Here is a 20,548-nt window from a genome sequence, read left to right on the forward strand (position 1 = left end):
AGGTGACGGTGCATCCCCGCACCGCCACTTCAGGCCGAAACCAAACCCCCTCCGCTGCGACTAGCGAACAAGTTCGCAAGTCTCGCTGCCTCCCCCATCAAGGGGGAGGAGCGGCTTTTATCCCAGCACCCGCCACGCCAGCTCCGCAAACTCGCAGAGCAGCGGCCGCGTATCCCGCGGGTCGATAATATCCTCGACCCCGAATTTCTCCGCCGTGCGGAACGGCGAGCGCACGCGATTGAGCCGCTCCCTGATCGCCTCCAGATGCGCCGCCGGGTCTTCGGCGGCTTCGAGTTCGCTCTTGTAGGCAACCTCGACCCCGCCTTCGATCGGCAGGCTGCCCCAGTCGCCCGAAGGCCAGGCGAAGCGATATTGGAACCGCTCGGCGTTCGACATCGCGCTCCCCGCGATTCCGTAGGCGCGCCGTACCACCACCGACGCCAGCGGCACCGTCGCGCGATAAATGGCGTTCATCGCCTGCACGCCGTAACGGATCGTCCCCGTCCGCTCGGCCTCGCCGCCGATCATGAAGCCGGGGTTGTCGACGAGATGGACGATCGGAAGCCGGAACTGGTCGGCCAGCTTGACGAAGCGCTCGGCCTTTTCGCTCGTCTTCGCATCCCACGATCCGCCCAAAAAAGAGGGATCGCTCGCGAGCACCGCGACCGGATACCCATCGAGCCGCGCAAAGGCGGTGATCGCCGCGCGCCCCCAGCGCGACCCCATCTCGAAGAAACTGCCGGAATCGAACACGGCATTCGCAATCCGCCGCATCGAATAAACCTGCTTCGCCTCGCGCGGCACGATCGACAGCAGGGCCTCCTCGCGGCGCCCCACCGGATCGCTGCACGTCGTCCGCGCCGCCCGGTCGTGGATCGACGACGGCAGATAGGACAGAAAACGCCGCGCCGCCGCGAAAGCCTCGGCCTCGCTCGCCACCTCGTCGTCGACGACGCCGTTGCGCGTATGGACGTCGGTCCCGCCCAGTTCCTCGCGGTCGAGCGTGTCGCCGATCGCCGCTGCGACCGCCGGCCCCGCCGCGAACAATTGCGACAGCCCGCGCACCATGATGCTGTAATGGCTCGCGACGACGCGCGCCGCGCCCAGCCCCGCGGTCGGCCCGAGCGCCAGCGCGACGACCGGCACGGTGTCGAGATTGGCGATGATCTCATGCCACCCCGGCACATGCGGAATATAGGTATAACCCATATCCTCGAGCGTCTTGACCGACCCGCCGCCGCCGGTGCCGTCGATCATGCGGATCAGCGGCAGGCGATATTCGTGTGCCATCGCCTCGCACTGGATGAATTTGCGGTGCAATGCCGCATCGGCCGCGCCGCCGCGCACGGTGAAATCGTCGGCCGAGGCCACGACCGGCCGCCCGTCGACATTCGCGCGACCGAAGATGAAATTGCTCGCGGCAAGATCTTCCAGCGCGCCGTCGGCGCCATAGCTCCCCCGCCCGGCGATCTTGCCGATCTCGCGAAAGCTCCCCGGATCGACGATCGCGTCGAGTCGCGCCCGCGCGTCCATCTTGCCGCGCCCATGCTGGCGCGCGACCTTCTCCGCCCCGCCCATCTTCTCGGCCATCGCGCGCCGCGCGGCGAGTTCATCGATCTCTTTCTTCCAGCTCATGGGCGCGAAGCTAACTGACGTTGACGGAAACGTCATGCAAAACCTATCGTACCGCCATGACCCGCCTCATCGCGTTCCCGCTTGCCGCCTTCCTGCTTCTGCCCGCCGCCGCTCCGGCAGGCGAAGCCCGCCCGATGGCCGGCGTCGCCGAACCCTACAGGACCGACGCCTTCGATCCCGACGCGGATGCCATGCAGGCGATCGACGCCGCGCTCGCCGCGGCCGAAGGCTCAGGCAAGCATGTCCTGCTCGTCATGGGCACCAACAGCTGTCACGACAGCGCCTGGCTCGCGAACCTGATCATGACCGCCCGCTTCGCGCCGGTGCGCGCCCGCTACGACATCATCTTCGCCGACATCGGGATGCCGCACGCCGGACTCGTCCGGCACCCCGAGGTGCCGAAGCGCTTTCATTTCCGTATCAAGGGCACCCCGACGGTCGCGATCCTCGACACCGGTGGCCATGTCCTCAATCGCAAGACGGCGCCCAAATGGCGCAATGCCGCGAGCCGCAGCGACGATGAAATCTATGCCGAACTGATGGAAGAGGAAGAGCAATGACCGATTTGAATCTCACGGGCCGCACCGCGCTGGTCACCGGCGCATCGCGCGGCATCGGCCGCGGCATCGCGCTTGCGCTCGCCGGGGCAGGCGCCGACGTCGCGGTCAATTACACCCGCGATGGCGAGGCCGCCGCCGAAACCGTCGCCGCCATCACCGCGCTCGGCCGCAAGGCCAAGGCCTATCAGGCATCGGTCGCCGACGAGGACGCCTCCGCCGCGATGATCGCCGCGCTCGCGGCCGACTTCGGCCCGCTGTCGATCCTGATCAATAATGCGGGCGTCGCCAGCCGCGGCAAGGCCGTCGCCGACACCGACGCCGCCGAGGTCGAGAAATTGCTCGCGATCCACGCGGTCGGCGCGCACCGCCTGTCGCGCCTCGCGCTGCCGCAGCTTCGCCAGCATGATCGCAGCGACATCATCGTCATCTCGAGCGTCGCGACGCTCGGCCACGCCGCGAACGGCGCGCCCTATAATATGGCGAAGGCAGCGGGCGAGGCGCTGGCGCTGACGCTCGCCAAGGAGGAGGTCCGAAACGGCGTCCGCGTCAACATCGTCGCGCCGTCGCTGACCGTCAGCGACATGGGCGAACGCCTCGCGCGCGCGATTACCGGCGGCGACATCCACGATCTCGACGCGCGATTCCCGTTCGGCCGCGTTTCCACCCCCGACGATGTCGCCGCGGCGGTGCTCTGGTTCGTGTCGGACGCTAACCCCTATTGCTCGGGACAGAAACTCAACATCGACGGCGCCGGGCAGGCGCGCTTTTGAAAGGCCCCGTCATTGCGAGCGGCGAAGCCGCGTGGCAATCCAGAGCGGGCATAAGCCGCCCTGGATTGCTTCGCTCCGCTCGCAATGACGATTCAATGAAGATGAGATCGATCGCATGAAATTCATCACCGCCGCCACGCTCGCCTTCGCTCTCGCCGGCTGCGCCACCGCGCAGTCGAAGGAAGCGCGCCCCGCGACCGAAAAGCCCGTCCCCGACGAACCGATGTTCGCAGCCACCGAGGTCGAGAGTCGCGGCTCGGTGACCGTCGGCGGCGTCGCCATTCCCTATCGCGCGGTCGCGGGCACGCTGGTCATCCACCCGAAGGGCTGGGACGATACCGTCCCGATCGAGCGCAAACGCGACAAGGACGCCGCCGAGGACGTCCCCAATTCCGAAGCCTCGATGTTCTACACCGCCTATTTCAAAGAGGGCGCGCCCGCCGACAGCCGCCCCGTCACCTTCCTCTTCAACGGCGGCCCCGGTTCGCCGACGCTCTGGCTCCACATGGGCGCCTATGGCCCGGTGCGCGTCGAAACGCCCGATCTGGCACACGGCAGCGCCCCCTATCGCACCGTCGCCAACGACCAGAGCCTGCTCGACGTCAGCGACCTCGTCTTCGTCGACGCCCCCGGCACCGGCTTCAGCCGCGTCGCGGGCAAGGACAAGGCGAAGGCGTGGTTCGGCGTCGATCAGGATATCCACGCCTTCACGATCTTCGTCCGCGATTTCCTGTCGAAATACGGCCGCTGGAAATCGCCCAAATATCTTTATGGCGAAAGCTATGGGACGATGCGCGCGGCGGGAATGACGCTCGCGCTGCAGAAACAGGACATCGACCTCAATGGCGTCATCCTGCTTTCCGACATATTGAACTGGGATCTGATCCCCGACGATCCGCAGCTTAATCCGGGCGTCGACCTCCCCTATGTGGTGTCGCTCCCGACCTATGCCGCGACCGCCTGGTATCACAAGCGCGCCGGTGCGGGCCGCGACCTCGCCTCCTGGCTCGCCGAGGCCGAGACCTTCGCAACCGGCGACTACACGCTCGCGCTGATGAAGGGCAACGACCTCTCCGATGCCGAGCGGCAGGCGGTCGCGACGAAGCTCCACGCCTTCACCGGCCTCTCCGTCGACTATCTGCTGAGGACCAACCTCCGCATCGAATATGGCGCGCTGCAAAAGGAACTGCTCGCCGACAAGGGGCTGACGACGGGCACGCTCGACACCCGCTTCACCGGCGCGACGCTCGATCCGTTGAGCAAGGTCGCGTCGAACGACCCGCAGGGCAGCGCGATCGGCGCGGCGTATACGGCCGCCTTCAACGACTATGTGCGCGGCACGCTCGGCTATGGCGCGGGGACGCATTATGAGGGCGGGCTCGATGTCTATTCGAGCTGGGACTACAAGCACCGCCCGCCCGGCGCCGACCGCGCGCTGATCGCGCTCCCCAACGTCCTCCCCGACCTCGCGGTCGCGATGAAGCAGAATCCGAAGATGAAGCTGCTCGTCACCGGCGGCTATTTCGACGTCTCGACCCCCTATTTCGCCGGGAAGTACGAACTGAGGCACCTTCCCGTCCCGAAGGAGCTCCAGGCAAACATCGCCTATAAATATTATAGCTCGGGCCACATGGTCTATGTGAACCCCGCGCTGCTCGGCGAGATGCACAGCGACGTCGCCGACTTCATCCGGCGGACCGACGGGATCGGCGAATAATGCGGAGCTTTCCTCCTGCCCCCGACCTGCATTTCCTGATCGGAAAACAGTTGGGGCAGGTTTGTCTGGATCCCAATTCGGTCCAGCTTCATTTCTGGAACGGCGGCGGCATCCATATCGACCATGACGTCGATCATGTGACGAAGAGCGGACAATCCTGCCGCTACGATTGCGCGGCCCACACGGGTCCGCCTCTCCTTCTCCATCGCCTGATCGCCCGAACCATCGCCTCGATCGACGTCGAACCGTTCCGCCTCGCGCTCCTATTCGACGACGGGCAGTGCCTGATCCTCCATTCGGAAGAAAGCGCCTTCGAATGCGGCCATATTTGGCAAAGCGACGACGATGCTTCCGAGATGATCGTTTACTGAAACCGCCGACGCGCGGTGGCTTCGTCCGGCAGAGCAGCGGGATCGAATAATATGTGTGTCCCCGCGAAGGCGGGGACCCAGAGCGTCAAGGACAGGGCACACGCTGTGTAACTCTGGGTCCCCGCCTTCGCGGGGACACACGGCAGCTTCATTAAAAACCGATCACGCCCTACAGCCCCACCCATGCGCCCCGATTCGCCGTCCCCGCTGATCCCCTTTCTCGTAGCCTGCGCGGGGATCGCGACCTATTCGGCGATGGACGTGCTGATGAAGGGGCTGTCGATCGGCATCGGCGCCTATAACGCCGTGTTCTGGCGCACCGGCGCGGGCGCACTGCTCAGCGGGGCGCTCTATTTCGCGATGCGCCCCGCGATGCCCGACGCGCCGACGATGCGCATCCACGCGTGGCGCGCGCTGTTCGTCGCGGGGATGGCGATCACCTTCTTCTGGGCGCTCGCGCGGCTGCCGATGGCCGAAGCCATTGCGCTCGCCTTTGTCGCGCCGCTGCTGACGCTCTACATGGCGGCGATCTTCCTCGGCGAGAAGATCGGTCCGCGCTCGATCGCCGCTTCGATGCTCGGGCTGATCGGCGTGATCGTCATCGTCGCGGGCAAACTCGGCGGCGGCGACTATGCGCCCGAAGCCTTATGGGCGGTCGGCGCGGTGTTCCTGTCGGCGGTCTTCTACGCCTACAACCTCATCCTCGCGCGGCGGCAGGCGAAGATGGCGGGGCCGATGGAGATCGCCTTCTTCCAGAATCTGTTCGTCACCCTGTTCCTTGCGCTCGGCGCGCCGTGGTTCGCCGTGGTGCCCGACACAAGCCATGCCCCGCCTATTCTCGGCGCCGCGACCTTGGCGACGATCTCGCTGCTGCTCCTGAGCTGGGCCTACGCCCGCGCCGAGGCGCAGATTCTCGCGACCACCGAATATACCGGCTTCCTCTGGGCGATGACCTTCGGCTGGGTCTTCTACAACGAGCCGGTCACCTGGCCGACGATCGCCGGCGCGCTGCTGATCGTCGCCGCCTGCCTGATCGTCGCCCGCAAAACCCCGCACGGCGACCCGGTGGAACCGGCGGCGGCCTGATCCAAAAAATAGGGACAGTCCCTATTTATCTCACACAAAGACACAAAGAGGGCGCGCACCGTCGCGGACGCATCCGATCGCCGCAGGCGATATTCGATAAGACGCTACGCGCGGGTGCCAGATCGGCACGAGCGGAAAAGCTGACCTCTTTGTGTCTTTGTGTGAGATATTTTCACACCGCCGCGCGCGCGAGCCGGTCGTTGATCGCCGCGCCCAGCCCCGCGTCGGGGATCGCCGCAACCGCGATTCGCGGTTTCGCGCTCGCCGCGCCCGCGTGCAACGCATCGAAAAGCCGCGCCGCCGCCTCGACCGCATCGCCATCCGCGCTGAGCTGATAGTCGCCCGCGAGCCCGCCGAACCCGATCCCGAACTCGTCGGCCTCGAACCCGGCGGCATTGAGCCGCACCGGCTTGCCCGGCGCATAATGGCTCGCGAGCATCCCCGGCGCGACGACGTCGGCGCCCGCGCGGCCCGTCACCGCCAGCCCCGAAGCCTCCGCCAGCATCGCCGCAGTGACCGGCCCCGGCCGCAATATCTGCACCGCGCCGTCCGCCACCCGCGCGATCGTCGATTCGACCCCGGCGGTCGTCGCGCCGTCGTCGATCACCAGCGCGATCCGCCCGTCGAGGCTTGCGAGCACATGCTCCGCCCTGGTCGGGCTGATCCGCCCGCTCGCATTGGCGCTCGGCGCGGCGAGCGGCGCGCCGGTCGCTTCGAGCAGCGCCTGCATCGCGCGGTGCCCCGGCACGCGCAGCGCGATCGTGCCCAGCCCCGCGGTCGCGATGTTCGCCACCGGGCAATCGTGGGTGCGCGGCACGACCAGCGTCAGCGGCCCCGGCCAGAAGGCCCCGGCCAGAGCCCGCTCCGTTTCGCCGAACACGCCCAGCTTCTCGGCCGCCGCCAGCGACGGCACATGGACGATCAGCGGGTTGAAATCGGGCCGCCCCTTTGCGGCATAGATGCGTGCGACCGCCGCCGAGTCGCGCGCATCGGCGGCAAGGCCATAGACCGTCTCGGTCGGCACCGCGACCGGCAGCCCGCGCGCGATGCAGGCCGCCGCGCGCGAAATCGCGTCGGCGCCATAGGGACGGATTTCGGTCCCGGCGGGTTCGTTCGTTTGACCCTCGGCCATGCCGCGCTATAGCGCCGCCTGCAACGGAATCACCAGGAAAGTCGGCACCCCATGACCTACACGCCGCCCACCACCGAACAGCTTTTCGTCCTCGATCACATTGCGCGCATCGACGCGATGGCGACCCACGAGAAATATGCCGCCGCGACCCCCGACATGGTCGAGGCGATCGTTACCGGAATCGGCGACTTCGCGGCGGAGGTCTACGCCCCGCTCAACCGTGTCGGCGACACGCAGAACCCCAAATGGCAGGACGGCAAGGTCACCATGCCCCCAGGCTTCAAGGAGGCTTACCGGCAGTTCGTCGAGGCGGGCTGGGGCAGCCTCGACGGCCCGTCCGAATATGGCGGACAGGACCTGCCCTTCACCCTCGCGACCGTGGTGATCGAGGCGCTGGGCACCGCCGACATGGGCTTCACCCTCTGCAACATCCTGACCCCCGGCGCGATCCACGCGCTAATGGCCTATGGCACCGAGGAACAGCGCCGGACCTGGCTCCCCAAGCTGATCACCGGCGCGTGGAACGGCACGATGAACCTCACCGAGCCGAGCGCGGGCAGCGACGTCGGCGCGCTCCGCTCGACCGCCGAAAAGATCACCGAAGGCGAGCACGCCGGACTCTACAAGATCAAGGGCCAGAAGATCTTCATCACCTTCGGCGAGCACGATCTCACCGACAATATCGTCCACCTTGTCCTCGCCCGTACCCCCGGCGCGCCCGAGGGGACGCGCGGCATCTCGCTCTTCCTCGTCCCCAAATACCGCCTCGACGCCGATGGCAATCCGACGATCAGCAACGGCGTCCATTGTGCCTCGATCGAACACAAGCTCGGCATCCACGGCTCGCCGACCGCGGTGATGGTTTATGGCGAGGGCGAGGATTGCCTCGGCGAGATCGTCGGCGACGAGATGGGCGGCATGAAGGCGATGTTCGTGATGATGAACAACGCCCGGCTGATGGTCGGCTGCCAGGGCGTCCAGATCGCCGAGCGCGCGACCCAGCAGGCGCAGCGCTATGCCGCCGAGCGCGTCCAGTCGTCGCTCGCGGGTTCGGCCGACCGCGCCCCCGTGACGATCGAGCATCATCCCGACGTCAAGCGAATGCTGTGGCGGATGCGCGCACAGACCGAGGCCGCGCGTGCGCTGATCTATTATGCGTCGGCGCAGACCGATTTCGGCAAGCTCGGGGACGAGGCGGCGAAGCTGCGCGCCGACGTCCTCATTCCGCTCGCCAAGGCGCACGCGACCGACATCGGCTGCGAGGTGGCAAGCCTCGGCGTCCAGGTCCACGGCGGCATGGGCTTCATCGAGGAAACCGGCGCCGCACAGCATTATCGCGACGCGCGCATCGCCCCGATCTACGAAGGCACCAACGGCATCCAGGCCGCCGACCTCGTCGGGCGCAAGCTCGGCCTCGCGGGCGGCGACGGGGTGCGTGCGCTGATCGACGACATCGCGCACGGCGCCCCCGATTTCCCGCAGCTCGCCGAGCTTGCCGAGACCTGCCGCCACGTCACCGACTGGCTCGAACAGGCCTCGACGCCCGACCGGCTCGCGGGCAGCTATCCCTATCTCACCATGCTCGCGACCGCGACCTGCGGCTGGCTGATGGCGACCCAGCATCGGGCGGCGAAGACCGCGCTCGACGCGGGCGAAGGCGACACCGTCTTCCTTGAAGCGAAAATCGCCTCGACCCGCTTCTACCTCGAACAGATCGTCCCGGCGGCCGTCGGTCTCGCCGCCTCGGCGCTCGCCGGCGACGCGGCGCTCGCGCCGCTGCCGGCGATCGCCTGAAGACAGCGGAAATCCTTGCCCTCTCGCACAATGCGAGGGGGCAGGATCGGGGCCATGATTAACGCAATGATAACCAAGTCGGGATAGATGCATCCGGCAATTGCCGGAGACCTGCGTGCCCAAGCTCGGACAGAAGATGATCGTCAGCTGGCGTACGCTTGCGCTGTCGCTTCTGCTCAGCATCATCGTGGGCATCAGCGGCGCGGGCGAACTGCCCGATCGGCTGATCGCCAGCCTCACCAGCCAGTTCGCCTATCGCAACGTTTCGGGCGACATCGTCGTCGTCGGCGTCGACGACCGCACGCTTGGTGCCTCACGCGGCGGCGAATTCTCGCGGCGCGACCATGCCGCGCTGATCCGCGCGATCGACCGGGCGCACGCGAAACGGCTGTTCATCGATTTCGATTATCAGCGGCCCGACGATTATGGCGGCCTCAAAAGCATCACCGCCGCAGTACGCGCGATGGGCAAACGCGCCGTACTCGGCGTCCCGACGCGCTCGGTGCCCGGGTCCGATCGAGTCGTTACCATCTTTCCCGACCCGTCGTTCGGCAAGCAGGCTGCCCAGGCAAGCCTCGCGTGGGAATATCAGATCTGGCAGGTCTGGGACGTACCGCTGATGTACGATGCCGAGGGACGTCTATTGCCGAGCTTCGCCGCAGTGCTCGCCAACAAGTCGGGCGACCGGCCGAGCGTCTTCCGGATCGACTTTTCCTACCGCACAGACAGCATCAAGCAATATAGCGCAATCGACGTGATCCGCGGGAAAGTGGGCGCACGCGAACTCGCCGGCAAGGACGTGATCTTCGCGCCCACGGCCTCGCGACTCTCCGACGGCCATTATCTCCCGGGCCATGATCTGGTGCCGGGGGCCTATATTCATCTCATCGCGGGTGAGACGCTGCGCCGTGGCAATCCCGTCAATCTCAGCTGGTCGCCGGCGCTCGGCTTCGCCGTCCTCATGACAATGCCGCTGCTGCTCGCGGGCCGCAGCCGTCGCTTCAGCTTCGTCGGCCTCGGCGTAGCGGCGGCGCTCATCGTCGCAAAGGCGATACTTTCGTCGCAACTCGTCACCATCTCGGTGGGCGCGGGTTTCTTCTACCTCATGGTCATCGGCGCTAATGTCTCGCGCACGCGCCGCCGCGACTCCGCACAGCGCGAAAACCCCATCTCGGGCCTTCCCAATTTCGAGGCTTTGCGCAGTCAGGCCCCCTTCGGCAGCGCGACGGTCATCGCCGCCAAGGTCGTCAATTTCGAAGATCTCGCCGCCTTCATTCCCGGCGACGGCATCGGCAAGCTCGTCGAGCAGGTCACCCGCCGCCTCCAGCTCGCCTCGCAGGGCACGGTGCTGCATCATGACCTCGACGGCACCTTCGCCTGGCTCGTTCCCTATTATCAGCACAGCCAGATCGAGGGGCAGCTCGCGGGCCTTGCCGCGCTGTTCAACGCGCCGCTGACGATCGGCGAGCTTCGCGTCGACGTCGCCATCGCCTTCGGCGTCAACGACGAGTTCGAGGGCTCGAACGCCCAGCGCCTGGCCGCCGCGCTCGTCGCCGCCGAAAAGTCGATCCGCACCCGCTCGCTGTGGACCAAATATACGCCGCGGCAAAAGGACGATGCCGGCTGGCAATTGTCCTTCCATTCGCAGCTCGAGGATGCCCTGTCGGGCGGCGACATCTGGGTCGCTTTCCAGCCGCAATATGCGATCGCGACCAAGGAGCTCGTCGGGGTCGAGGCGCTTGCGCGCTGGACGCACCCGACGCGCGGCCCGATCCCACCCGACGAATTCATCGTCCAGGCCGAAAGGAGCCAGGACATCTATCGCCTCACGCTGTTCGTGATGGATCAGGCGATCCGCTCGGCGGCCGACCTTCACCAGCGCGGGCTTGATATCCATATGTCGGTCAACCTATCGGCAACCCTGCTCGACCACAGCGACCTCGTGGGGACGATCCGCGTGATGCTGACCGCGCATCACTTGCCTGCCGAGAAATTGACGATCGAGATCACCGAAACCGCGCAGATCGAAAACAGTCGTCAGGCGAAGCAAACGCTCGCACAGCTCCGCCGCGCCGGCATCCGCCTGTCGATCGACGATTATGGTACCGGCCAGTCGAATCTCGAATATCTGACCGAGATCGAAGCCGACGAAATCAAGATCGACAAGCGATTCGTGATGACGATGCGCGATTCGCAGCGGAACCTCGAAGTCGTCAAGTCGACGATCGATCTGGCGCACCGTCTGGGCGCCGTCGCGGTCGCCGAAGGCATCGAGGACGCGCCGACGCTCGCGCTTCTGGGCCAGTTGGGCTGCGATGTCGGTCAAGGATATCTGCTTGGAAAACCCCAGCTATTTACCGAATTGGTGAATAGCCTCTCCGCTTCCCCCCACAGCCGCACCGCCTGACTGCCAGATTGGCAGCAATCGTCCGTGCGGGATTATAGTTAAGACTCGATTTACCTTGTCTATTAAGGTATATGCTCCGTTAACTGTTCCTCGTGGGCAGTGCCAACAGGAGATCTGACATGGGTTGGTTCTGGAAGTTCCTGGGTGGCGGCGGCACCGGTAGCGGTGGCGGCTCGGCCTAACCTGGACACAAAATCAGAAAAGGGCTCCGGACGTGTCCGGGGCCCTTTTTCTTTGCCGATTCGAGGATACAAACCCGACCGAGGACCGCATTGGGGCGGGAGGCCGCCCCTTCCTAACTTTCGTCATTCCCGCGAAGGCGGGAACCCAGAGCGCGCGTCGGCTGACTCCTCACTGGGTTCCCGCTTTCGCGGGAATGACGAAGGTAAGAGATGCTGCGCGCGACTTTCAGACTCTCGTCATCCCGGACTTGATCCGGGATCCATTCATCCAGCGCTGAGAAAATAGATCCCGGATCAAGTCTGTCCCGAGCCTGTCGAAGGTCGGGAATGACGGTGAAGGATAGCACCGCCACCCCCGAAGCCCGCCATCTTCACATGGCGTTTTGCAACCTTCCACTGCCCCCCGCGGCCGGGATCGGCGTTGCGACCGACGCCGCATTTTATCCTTTCGCGCCGCAACGGCCCAAGCCCCTAGGAAAAGCGCGGTTGGGGCCGTGGAATGCCTTTTTCCAGCGGTGAACCGAATCAAATTATCGACGAGTTGAGTCCTCAATCTGTCATTTACCGTCTTGCATCGGCGCGCCGACGTGGCACTATAGGTGGTGGGTCGACCACGGGGGCACCCCAAGAAATAGTATCGGACTGAAAGTGGCGGATTTCCGTCGCCCATGAGCCATGGGCACGGGAAAACTCTCTGTGCGCCGAAAATAAGTGCCCCCGGGGACGCGTTTAGATGCTAGGATCGGGGCTTCGCCCTGAGTCGAACAAGACAGGAACATATGCGCCGCGGCGCATAGGCAATATGAGGGCGAGTTAGATGGATTTTCGCGAGACGGAACGGGTGGAGACGAGCGACGTGGCGACGATGGAACTGGCAAAGACGGACGCTCCGGCGAAGGGCGAATCGGGGGGCGAATCGACCCCCGAGACCACCAAGCTGAACGACAGCGGCGAGCCCAAGGTTCACGCGCGCCGATTCGACGTCGCGACCGACGCCGGCCGCGACGCGCTGCTCACCGATTTCGGCAAGGAAACGTTGCGCGACCGCTACCTCCTCCCCGGCGAATCGTACCAGGATCTCTTTGCGCGCGTCGCCTCGGCCTATGCCGACGACGCCGACCACGCCCAGCGCCTCTACGACTATATCTCGAAGCTCTGGTTCATGCCCGCGACCCCGGTGCTCTCGAACGGCGGAACCGGTCGCGGCCTGCCCATCTCCTGCTACCTCAACTCGGTCGACGACAGCCTCGAAGGCATCGTCGGCACCTGGAACGAGAATGTCTGGCTCGCCAGCCGCGGCGGCGGCATCGGCACCTATTGGGGCGCGGTGCGCGGCATCGGCGAACCCGTCGGCCTCAATGGCAAGACCAGCGGCATCATCCCCTTCGTCCGGGTGATGGACAGCCTGACCCTCGCGATTTCGCAGGGCTCGCTCCGCCGCGGCTCGGCCGCCTGCTATCTCGACATCTCGCACCCCGAGATCGAGGAGTTCCTCGAGGTCCGCAAGCCCTCGGGCGACTTCAACCGCAAGGCGCTGAACCTCCACCACGGCGTGCTGATCACCGACGAGTTCATGGAGGCCGTCCGCGACGGCAAGGAATTCAACCTGCGCAGCCCCAAGGATCAGAGCGTCCGCGGCACCGTCGACGCGCGCAGCCTGTTCCAGAAGCTCGTCGAAACGCGGCTCGCCACCGGCGAACCCTACATCATCTTCATCGACCAGGTGAACCGCATGATGCCCAAGCATCATCGCGACCTCGGGCTCAAGGTCTCGACCTCGAACCTCTGCTCGGAAATCACCCTGCCGACCGGCCGCGACCATCTCGGCAACGACCGCACCGCGGTCTGCTGCCTCTCGTCCTTGAACCTCGAAACCTGGGACGAGTGGAACGGCGACAAGCGCTTCATCGAGGACGTGATGCGCATGCTCGACAATGTCCTGCAGGACTATATCGACCGCGCCCCGCCCGAAATGGCGCGCGCCAAATATAGCGCGAGCCGCGAACGCTCGGTCGGCCTCGGCGTGATGGGCTTCCACAGCTTCCTTCAGGCGCGCGGCCTGCCGTTCGAGGGCGCGATGGCGAAGTCGTCGAACCTGCGCGTCTTCAAGCATATCCGCGCGCAGGTCGATCAGGCGTCGATGCTGCTCGCCAAGGAACGCGGCCCCTGCCCCGACGCCGCCGATCAGGGCGTGATGGAGCGCTTTAGCTGCAAGATGGCGATCGCACCGACCGCGTCGATCAGCATCATCTGCGGCGGCACCAGCGCCTGCATCGAGCCGATCCCCGCGAACATCTACACCCACAAGACGCTGTCGGGCAGCTTCTCGATCCGCAACCCGCACCTCGAGGCTTTGCTCGTCGACAAGGCGAAGAACAGCGACGCGGTCTGGAACTCGATCCTCGAACGCGGCGGCAGCGTCCAGCACCTCGACTTCCTGACCCAGGACGAGAAGGATTGCTACAAGACCAGCTTCGAGATCGACCAGCGCTGGCTGCTCGAACTCGCCGCCGACCGCACCCCCTATATCGATCAGGCGGCGTCGCTGAACCTGTTCATCCCGGCGGACGTCGAGAAATGGGATCTGCTCATGCTCCACTATCGCGCGTGGGAACTCGGCATCAAATCGCTCTACTATCTCCGCTCGAAATCGGTGCAGCGCGCCGGCTTCGCGGGCGGGGTCGAGGCCGACAACACCGCCGAGGCGCCGAAATACGAACTCAGCGCCGAGAGCACCGATTACGACGAGTGTCTGGCCTGCCAGTAGGGCTGCACTCCCCCTTCCTGTCATTCCCGCGAAAGCGGGAACCCAGGACGGGGTCACGCAACACTGGGTCCCCGCTTTCGCGGGGATGACGACAGAAGATCAGAACCCGAGGAACCCGCAATGTCGCTGCTAGAAGCCCGCAAGACCTACAAACCCTTCGAATATCCTTGGGCGTTCGAGTTCTGGAAGCGCCAGCAGCAGATCCACTGGGTGCCGGAGGAAGTGCCGCTGGGCGAGGATTGCCGCGACTGGGCGCAAAAGATCAGCGACCATGAACGCAACCTGCTCACCCAGATTTTCCGCTTCTTCACCCAGGCCGATATCGAGGTGCAGGATTGCTACCACGAAAAATACGGCCGCGTGTTCAAGCCGACCGAGATCAAGATGATGCTGACCGCGTTCAGCAACATGGAAACGGTGCATATCGCGGCGTACAGCCACCTGCTCGACACGATCGGCATGCCCGAGAGCGAATATGGCATGTTCCTCGAATATGACGAGATGCGCGCCAAGCACGACTATATGGGCACTTTCGGGGTCGAGAGCGACGAGGATATCGCGCGCACCCTCGCGATGTTCGGCGGCTTCACCGAAGGCTTGCAGCTCTTCGCCAGCTTCGCGATGCTGATGAACTTCCCGCGCTTCAACAAGATGAAGGGCATGGGTCAGATCGTCAGCTGGTCGATCCGCGACGAAAGCCTCCACTGCGAAGGCATCATCAAGCTGTTCCACACTTTCACCAAGGAACGCGACTGCCTGACCAAGGCGGTGAAGGAAGACATCATCGACACCTGCCAGAAGACGGTGCGGCTCGAGGATGCGTTCATCGACCTCGCCTTCGAACAGGGCCCCGTCCCCGGCATGACGCCGAAAGAGATCAAGCGCTACATCCGCTACATCGCCGACTGGCGCCTCGGGCAGCTCGGTTTCCAGCCGATCTACATGATCGACGAACATCCGCTCCCCTGGCTCGCCCCGCTGCTCAACGGCGTCGAGCACGCCAACTTCTTCGAAACCCGCGCGACCGAGTACAGCAAGGGCGCGACGCGCGGCGACTGGAACACGGTGTGGACCAGCTTCGACAGCCGCAAGAAGGCCAAGAGCAACGACGACGCCGCGCCGGTCAACGACGCCGAAAGCGACGGCGAGGACATGTTCAAGGCTGCCGGCATCGCCGCGGAATAAACGCGCACTCAACCCCCTCCCGCAAGCGGGAGGGGCAGCGAGACTTGCGAACTTGTTCGCTAGTCGCAGCGGGGAGGGCAGAACCGCTTGCATACCCCGCACAGGAACAGAGTCAAAAGGCCACCCGAATGACCGACAAGAAAAAACAGAAACTGCTGATCCTCAGCCAACCGCAGCGCGCAACCCTCGAGGGCCTCTCGAACCGCCGCCCCCAACTCCCCAGCGATCCCGTGCGCGATGAACTCGTCACGCTGGGTCTGGTCGCGCAGCAGGGCGCAAAATGGGCGCTGACCCCGACGGGGAAGAAGGTGCTGGCGGCTGGGTCGAACCGGCGGAACTCGGGCGGGTTTTCGGTTTGAAGTCGTCAAATATAGAGAAAACGGCCGCGAAGCATGAAGACTCAGTTTTGCTATAACTGCCCCCATTGCCGAACCAAGGGCGCTGGATTTTCAATACGCTTCCAGTGGCAAGAACGCGACACGCGTAACGCTCAATTTCTCGCCGTATGTGGCGTCTGCAATCGAGGCATTACCGTCCATTCGCAAGCCCTGAACAGTCAACATATTGATCTCATAGCGAATAGGGTCGAGTACCCGGGGAACAATTATATCATCTCAGCAGTATGGCCGAGTTTCAAATCTGACATCCCTGACGGAGTTCCAGAAAACATTGGCGGATTCTACGACCAAGGCTTGAGAAATTTGTACGAAAAGAGGTGGGATGCTGCTGGCGCGATGTTTCGTAAAACACTAGATATCGCAACGAAGATTCTTGATCCGCAAAACTCGAAAGATACCCTCTTCGCAAGAATAAACAAACTCGTAGAAAGCGGAACACTGACCCAATCCATGGGCGACTGGTCACATGAAATAAGAATAGACGGAAACGACGCCGTACACGACGAAGAACCAGAGACTCTGGATGACGCCACATCTGCACAGAAATTTACGGAAGCATTTCTGATTTACGCATTTTCTCTTCCTAAAATGGTTGAGATAAATCGGCAGAAGAGATCAACGGAATGATATTTAGGATTACGGTGACGGGATTACGGTGACGGATTACGGTGGGATTACGGTGACAGCTTACTAGGATTACGGTGGGATTACGGTGACAGCTTACTAAATCCCCAAATGTCCTACGCCGCGTGGATGCCAGAGCAAGTCCGGCGTGACGAGTGGAGCATGACTTAGCTCGGCGATCCGAAGAGAAGCATCCGGTTCGATCTACATCTCGTCACCCCGGACTTGATCGGGGGTCCATCGCCGCCCTAGCCTTCACCCCATGCACGCCGACTTTCAGCCCTGCGCCTATATCATGGCCAGCGCGCGGCACGGCACGCTCTACACCGGCGTCACCTCACACCTGATCCAGCGCATCTGCCAGCACCGCGACGGCAGCTTCGATGGCTTCACCAAACGCTATGGCGTCAAAACGCTGGTCTGGTTCGAACTCGCGGGAACGATGCACGTCGCGATTACGCGCGAGAAGCAGATCAAGAATTGGCAGCGCAAGTGGAAGATCGAACTGATCGAGAAGACGAACCCCGGTTGGCGCGATCTGGCGGAGGAACTGGGTCTGCCACCGTTGGGCAGGTGACACCTCCTCCCCCCTCTTCGTCATCCCGGACTTGATCCGGGATCCATTCCTACCGCCGCTGCATGGATCCCGGATCAAGTCCGGGATGACGACGCAGGAAAGGTAAGCCTTTCACGCTCAACGCCTCCCAATCCTATTTCGCACCCCCAACCTCAAAACCCCCTTTCCTACATTCTCCCGCTATGCTCCAAACTGGCGGATGAGCCACATCGCCCCCATCCCCTCGCCCGATCCCACCGCCACGACCGCGCTCGACGCCCACGGCCATGACCCCGCCGCCTATGACTGGGTGCCGGTGCTGAAAAAGCGCCGCAAGGACGGCTGGTCGCCCGATAGGCAGCGCGCCTTTATCGAGGCGCTGGCCGATACCGGCTCGGTCGCCACCGCCGCGCAGCGCGTCGGCATGTCCGAATCCTCCGCCTATCGCCTGCGCCGCTCGCCCGGCGCCGAGGCGTTCGACCGCGCTTGGGGCGCGGCGATCGACGCGGCGTCGAAGAAATTGCTCGACGCCGCCTTCGAGCGCGCGCTGGTCGGCACCGACGAGCCGGTGTTCGATCGCGACGGCAACCGTGTCGGCCGCCGCCTGCGCCAGAGCGACCGAATGCTGATGTTCCTGCTGCGCGCCTATGGCCCAGACCGGTTTCGCGGGGCCGGACCCGACCGCATCGCCGCCCCCGCAGCCTCCGGCGTGGCCGAGGCCCTTGTGCATCTGCACCCCGAACCGCCCGCCGCGCCCGCCGCGCTGATGCCCCCGGGCGATTTCGCGGTGGCGCTGGAGGTTGCCGATATGTGCGACGGAGAGCTGCCGCCCTGGTATCGCGACGACGCGGACGAAGCCGCAGGCGCGGTCCATGCGGCCGATACGGAACGTCCGTTGGGCTGAACTTTACTGAACTTTGGGACTGCCAGAGCAGCCCCGGCCCCCTCAATTCAGCGTCACCCCGCTCGGCACCCCGCGCATTCCCGCCGCCGCGAACAGCACGCCGCCGCGCACCGCCTCGGCCGAGCCATCGAGCAGAGGCAGCGGCACCAGCGGCCGCGTGACCTCGCTATCGTCGTCGACGACCAGCCGCAGCGTCGGGATACCCAAGCGGTCGCGCTCGCTCACCACGTCGCGGATCGCCGCCAGCGGCCACGACAGCGTGCTGCCGCGATAGAGCCGCGCACCGTCGTGGAACACATAGGAGTCGCGCTGACGCCACAGCCGCAGACAGGTCCAGAACGCATAGGCCGCCGCCAGCAGCGCCGCCGTCGCCACCGCATCGCCGAACAGCAGCGCACGCAGCATCGCCCCCGCCCCGTCGCCGCGCACCGGCCACGCCTGCGCCAGCCCCAGCCCGACGAAGATCAGCGCCGCAACCACTTGCCCCGCCAGCAGCGGTTTCGCCTTCAACCGTGCGATCACGATAACGGGTCTCTTGGTAATGGTCCGGTCCCCCTGCTGCATCGCGCGATAGATAGGCACGGCGGCGGCGCCGCGCCAGTCCGCCGCTCGCCGAACGCGCTCCGCCCGCGGACCGATCGCGGCTCCGACCCGACGCGCCGCCCCGTGCGCGCGGCGAGCGGCTGCACGGCGCGGGCGGGCTATGCTATGCTTGGCCGCGAAGGAGAAAGACCATGCAGGCCGTGACCGAAGGCGATCGCCGCAAGGAACTCGATGTCCTCCTGGGCCAGATCCGGGCGCATCCCGAACGCGACTGGAGCGCCGCGCGCCGCCGCATCGCGACGCTGACCAAGCTGATCGCCGCGAGGCCCGCGCCCGCAAAGGCGCATTGACGGGCGCGCGCTCAGCCGCTCGTCGCGCGGCAGCCGCGATTCGCCGCCGCTTTTGCAACATCTCCGCCGCCCGCCGGTTTTCGGTGCGGAGGGCGCCGCTGACGGCTGCCCGCAACCGAGGAGATATTCGATGCGCAAGGCTCTCACCCTCATCGCCGCGGGTGCCGCGGCGCTTGCCGCCCCCGCGATCGCGCAGGTGGGCGTCGGCGGCACGGTCGATGCGACCGTCGGCGCGGGCCCCGGTCCGGTCGCCGGAACCGTGGGCGCCGTCACCGATCAGGTCGGCGATACCGTCGATCGCGTCGACGGCACGGTGAATGGTGCGATCGACGAAACGAAACTGGTCGTCGCGGCGCGCGAACAGGTGCGCGCCGGCGCGCAGGTGACCGACACCGCGGGCAACGACATCGGCACGGTGCAGAGTATCGACGGCGACAATGCGGTGATCGTCGACGGCGGCAAGCTCTACAACATCCCGCTCGCCGCACTCTACAGCAAGGCCGACAGCGTCACCGGCCCGCTGGTGACCAAGCTGTCCAAGGCCGAAATCCGCGCCAACGCCCACGGCAGCGCGGCGGCCCAGATGCGCTGACCCCCGGCGCGACCTCGCGTCAGGGCGAACGAAAACGGCCCGCCCCGCTGTGGTGGGACGGGCCAGTTTCGAGTGCCGGGGCGCCGGATTGCGGCCCCGGCCATCTGTGTCCGGCTATTCAGCTTCCTCGAACAGGTCGACCGCATTGGCCGCGTTCGCCGACAGGCGCACCGTGTCGCCTTCGACCGCCGCGACGAGCCCGGCGGGCAGATAATGATGCTTGCCGTCGCCGCTGTCGGCCTTGGTCATCTTGATCCGCTCGCCATCGAGATGATCGACGGTGCCGATGTGGACGCCGTCGGCGCCGATGACGTTCATATGTTCCTTGATCGCGCTGTGATCATGCTCGGCCATGACAAATCTCCTTGCCGCTCCCGAAAGCGGGAGCCTTGGCCATCATACGCACGGAAAGCGAGTCGGCTCCAGCACCTCCGACGAGCCGCCCGAAAGCCGCGCCGGCCTTCGACGGAGCATCAGCACCAGGGGCGCCGATGACCTTCCCAGCGCCGCGCAAGTCCCGCGCCAACCAGCGCATCGCCGACGCTCGCACCGCCGCGCGTCACGACGCGCAGCTTGCGGCCATAGCGATCGGTATCGCGGTCGATGCTCTCCAGGCTGAACGCACCGTCATTCAGCCAGCGCTGCAGCCGCTCGGTTGCTGCCTTGCCGAGCGCCGCCTCCTCGGCGCAGCGCGGCGGATGGGTTTCAGGGGTGTCGATGTCGGCGATGCGATATTTCTCGCCCTCGAACCAGAAGGTGTCGCCATCAACGACACAGTTCCGTCCGCCGCCCGTGCGGCAGAAGCCGAAGCGCGCCGACAGGCCGTCATGAGCAGGGGCGGAGGGGGCAGCAAGAACAGCCATTTCGGCGGCCGCCCGCGGAACGGAGCCGGCCTGCAAGGCCGCGAGAGTGCCGGCGAACCCGCCGCAGACGACGAGCGTCAGCCACAGCGCGAAGCGATCGCGGCGGTTCCGG

The 20,548-nt window shown here is 65.3% G+C and carries 20 protein-coding genes; 15 read left to right on the plus strand and 5 right to left on the minus strand.

The annotated features are described in order from the left end of the window. Nucleotides 1–117: 117 nt before the first annotated feature. On the minus strand, nt 118–1,635 hold the full coding sequence (locus NP825_RS13570) for an acyl-CoA carboxylase subunit beta (protein WP_257544349.1): 1,518 nt from the start codon (nt 1,633–1,635) through the stop codon (nt 118–120). A 56-nt stretch (nt 1,636–1,691) separates the two neighbouring features. Here NP825_RS13570 and NP825_RS13575 point away from each other — a divergent pair, with 56 nt between their 5' ends. The 5 genes from NP825_RS13575 to NP825_RS13595 all read left to right on the plus strand — a co-directional run bounded on the left by NP825_RS13575 (nt 1,692) and on the right by NP825_RS13595 (nt 6,139). Then, the gene (locus NP825_RS13575; protein WP_257544352.1) at nt 1,692–2,195 is read left to right on the plus strand and encodes a thioredoxin family protein; all 504 of its coding nucleotides are present in this window, start codon (nt 1,692–1,694) and stop codon (nt 2,193–2,195) included. After that, nucleotides 2,192–2,965 (plus strand): SDR family NAD(P)-dependent oxidoreductase, encoded by a 774-nt coding sequence (locus NP825_RS13580; protein ID WP_257544355.1) that lies wholly within the window; start codon nt 2,192–2,194, stop codon nt 2,963–2,965. The genes NP825_RS13575 and NP825_RS13580 overlap by 4 nt, the downstream gene beginning before the upstream one ends. A gap of 115 nt (nt 2,966–3,080) precedes the next feature. Continuing rightward, nucleotides 3,081–4,682, plus strand: coding sequence for a S10 family peptidase (locus NP825_RS13585; RefSeq protein WP_257544357.1), 1,602 nt, complete (start codon nt 3,081–3,083; stop codon nt 4,680–4,682). Next, on the plus strand, nt 4,682–5,053 hold the full coding sequence (locus NP825_RS13590; RefSeq protein WP_257544359.1) for a hypothetical protein: 372 nt from the start codon (nt 4,682–4,684) through the stop codon (nt 5,051–5,053). Before NP825_RS13585 ends, NP825_RS13590 begins: the two co-directional genes overlap by 1 nt. Before the next feature lie 183 nt (nt 5,054–5,236). Next, nucleotides 5,237–6,139, plus strand: a complete 903-nt coding sequence (locus tag NP825_RS13595; RefSeq protein WP_257544361.1) for a DMT family transporter — start codon at nt 5,237–5,239, stop codon at nt 6,137–6,139. Nucleotides 6,140–6,311: 172 nt separating this feature from the next. On the opposite strand, the gene NP825_RS13600 is transcribed toward NP825_RS13595, so the two are convergent. Beyond that, a complete protein-coding gene (locus tag NP825_RS13600) occupies nt 6,312–7,271 on the minus strand; it encodes an L-threonylcarbamoyladenylate synthase (RefSeq protein WP_257544363.1) in 960 nt (319 codons plus the stop codon). A 51-nt stretch (nt 7,272–7,322) separates the two neighbouring features. Between NP825_RS13600 and NP825_RS13605 the strand changes: the two genes are divergently transcribed. From NP825_RS13605 to NP825_RS13640, 8 genes are all read left to right on the plus strand, one after another. After that, nucleotides 7,323–9,065 carry an acyl-CoA dehydrogenase gene (locus NP825_RS13605; protein ID WP_257544365.1) on the plus strand — a complete coding sequence of 581 codons (1,743 nt, stop codon included), beginning with the start codon at nt 7,323–7,325 and terminating at the stop codon, nt 9,063–9,065. A gap of 115 nt (nt 9,066–9,180) precedes the next feature. Next, on the plus strand, nt 9,181–11,472 hold the full coding sequence (locus NP825_RS13610; protein WP_257544367.1) for an EAL domain-containing protein: 2,292 nt from the start codon (nt 9,181–9,183) through the stop codon (nt 11,470–11,472). Between the two features lie 999 nt (nt 11,473–12,471). Next, entirely contained in the window at nt 12,472–14,421 is a 1,950-nt protein-coding gene (locus NP825_RS13615; RefSeq protein ID WP_257544369.1) for a ribonucleoside-diphosphate reductase subunit alpha, read from the plus strand. A 120-nt stretch (nt 14,422–14,541) separates the two neighbouring features. After that, a complete protein-coding gene (locus NP825_RS13620; protein WP_257544371.1) occupies nt 14,542–15,606 on the plus strand; it encodes a ribonucleotide-diphosphate reductase subunit beta in 1,065 nt (354 codons plus the stop codon). 128 nt (nt 15,607–15,734) lie between these two features. Further along, the gene (locus tag NP825_RS13625) at nt 15,735–15,965 is read left to right on the plus strand and encodes a hypothetical protein (RefSeq protein WP_257544374.1); all 231 of its coding nucleotides are present in this window, start codon (nt 15,735–15,737) and stop codon (nt 15,963–15,965) included. 33 nt (nt 15,966–15,998) lie between these two features. Then, entirely contained in the window at nt 15,999–16,631 is a 633-nt protein-coding gene (locus NP825_RS13630; protein WP_257544376.1) for a DUF4145 domain-containing protein, read from the plus strand. Between the two features lie 259 nt (nt 16,632–16,890). Next, nucleotides 16,891–17,205, plus strand: coding sequence for a GIY-YIG nuclease family protein (locus NP825_RS13635; RefSeq protein WP_257544378.1), 315 nt, complete (start codon nt 16,891–16,893; stop codon nt 17,203–17,205). A 199-nt stretch (nt 17,206–17,404) separates the two neighbouring features. Next, entirely contained in the window at nt 17,405–18,088 is a 684-nt protein-coding gene (locus NP825_RS13640; protein WP_257544380.1) for a hypothetical protein, read from the plus strand. Nucleotides 18,089–18,130: 42 nt separating this feature from the next. Here the strand turns inward: NP825_RS13640 and NP825_RS13645 are convergent, their stop codons facing one another. Then, nucleotides 18,131–18,610, minus strand: coding sequence for a hypothetical protein (locus NP825_RS13645; protein ID WP_257544382.1), 480 nt, complete (start codon nt 18,608–18,610; stop codon nt 18,131–18,133). 212 nt (nt 18,611–18,822) lie between these two features. Between NP825_RS13645 and NP825_RS13650 the strand changes: the two genes are divergently transcribed. Then, a complete protein-coding gene (locus tag NP825_RS13650) occupies nt 18,823–18,981 on the plus strand; it encodes a hypothetical protein (protein ID WP_257544384.1) in 159 nt (52 codons plus the stop codon). A gap of 130 nt (nt 18,982–19,111) precedes the next feature. Continuing rightward, the gene (locus NP825_RS13655) at nt 19,112–19,573 is read left to right on the plus strand and encodes a hypothetical protein (protein ID WP_257544386.1); all 462 of its coding nucleotides are present in this window, start codon (nt 19,112–19,114) and stop codon (nt 19,571–19,573) included. A gap of 114 nt (nt 19,574–19,687) precedes the next feature. On the opposite strand, the gene NP825_RS13660 is transcribed toward NP825_RS13655, so the two are convergent. Both NP825_RS13660 and NP825_RS13665 read right to left on the minus strand, forming a co-directional pair. Then, nucleotides 19,688–19,927, minus strand: coding sequence for a DUF2171 domain-containing protein (locus NP825_RS13660; RefSeq protein ID WP_257544388.1), 240 nt, complete (start codon nt 19,925–19,927; stop codon nt 19,688–19,690). A 119-nt stretch (nt 19,928–20,046) separates the two neighbouring features. Continuing rightward, on the minus strand, nt 20,047–20,436 hold the full coding sequence (locus tag NP825_RS13665; protein WP_257544390.1) for a thermonuclease family protein: 390 nt from the start codon (nt 20,434–20,436) through the stop codon (nt 20,047–20,049). Nucleotides 20,437–20,548: the final 112 nt, after the last annotated feature.

This window comes from Sphingopyxis sp. DBS4, from assembly GCF_024628865.1.
GTDB lineage: Bacteria > Pseudomonadota > Alphaproteobacteria > Sphingomonadales > Sphingomonadaceae > Sphingopyxis.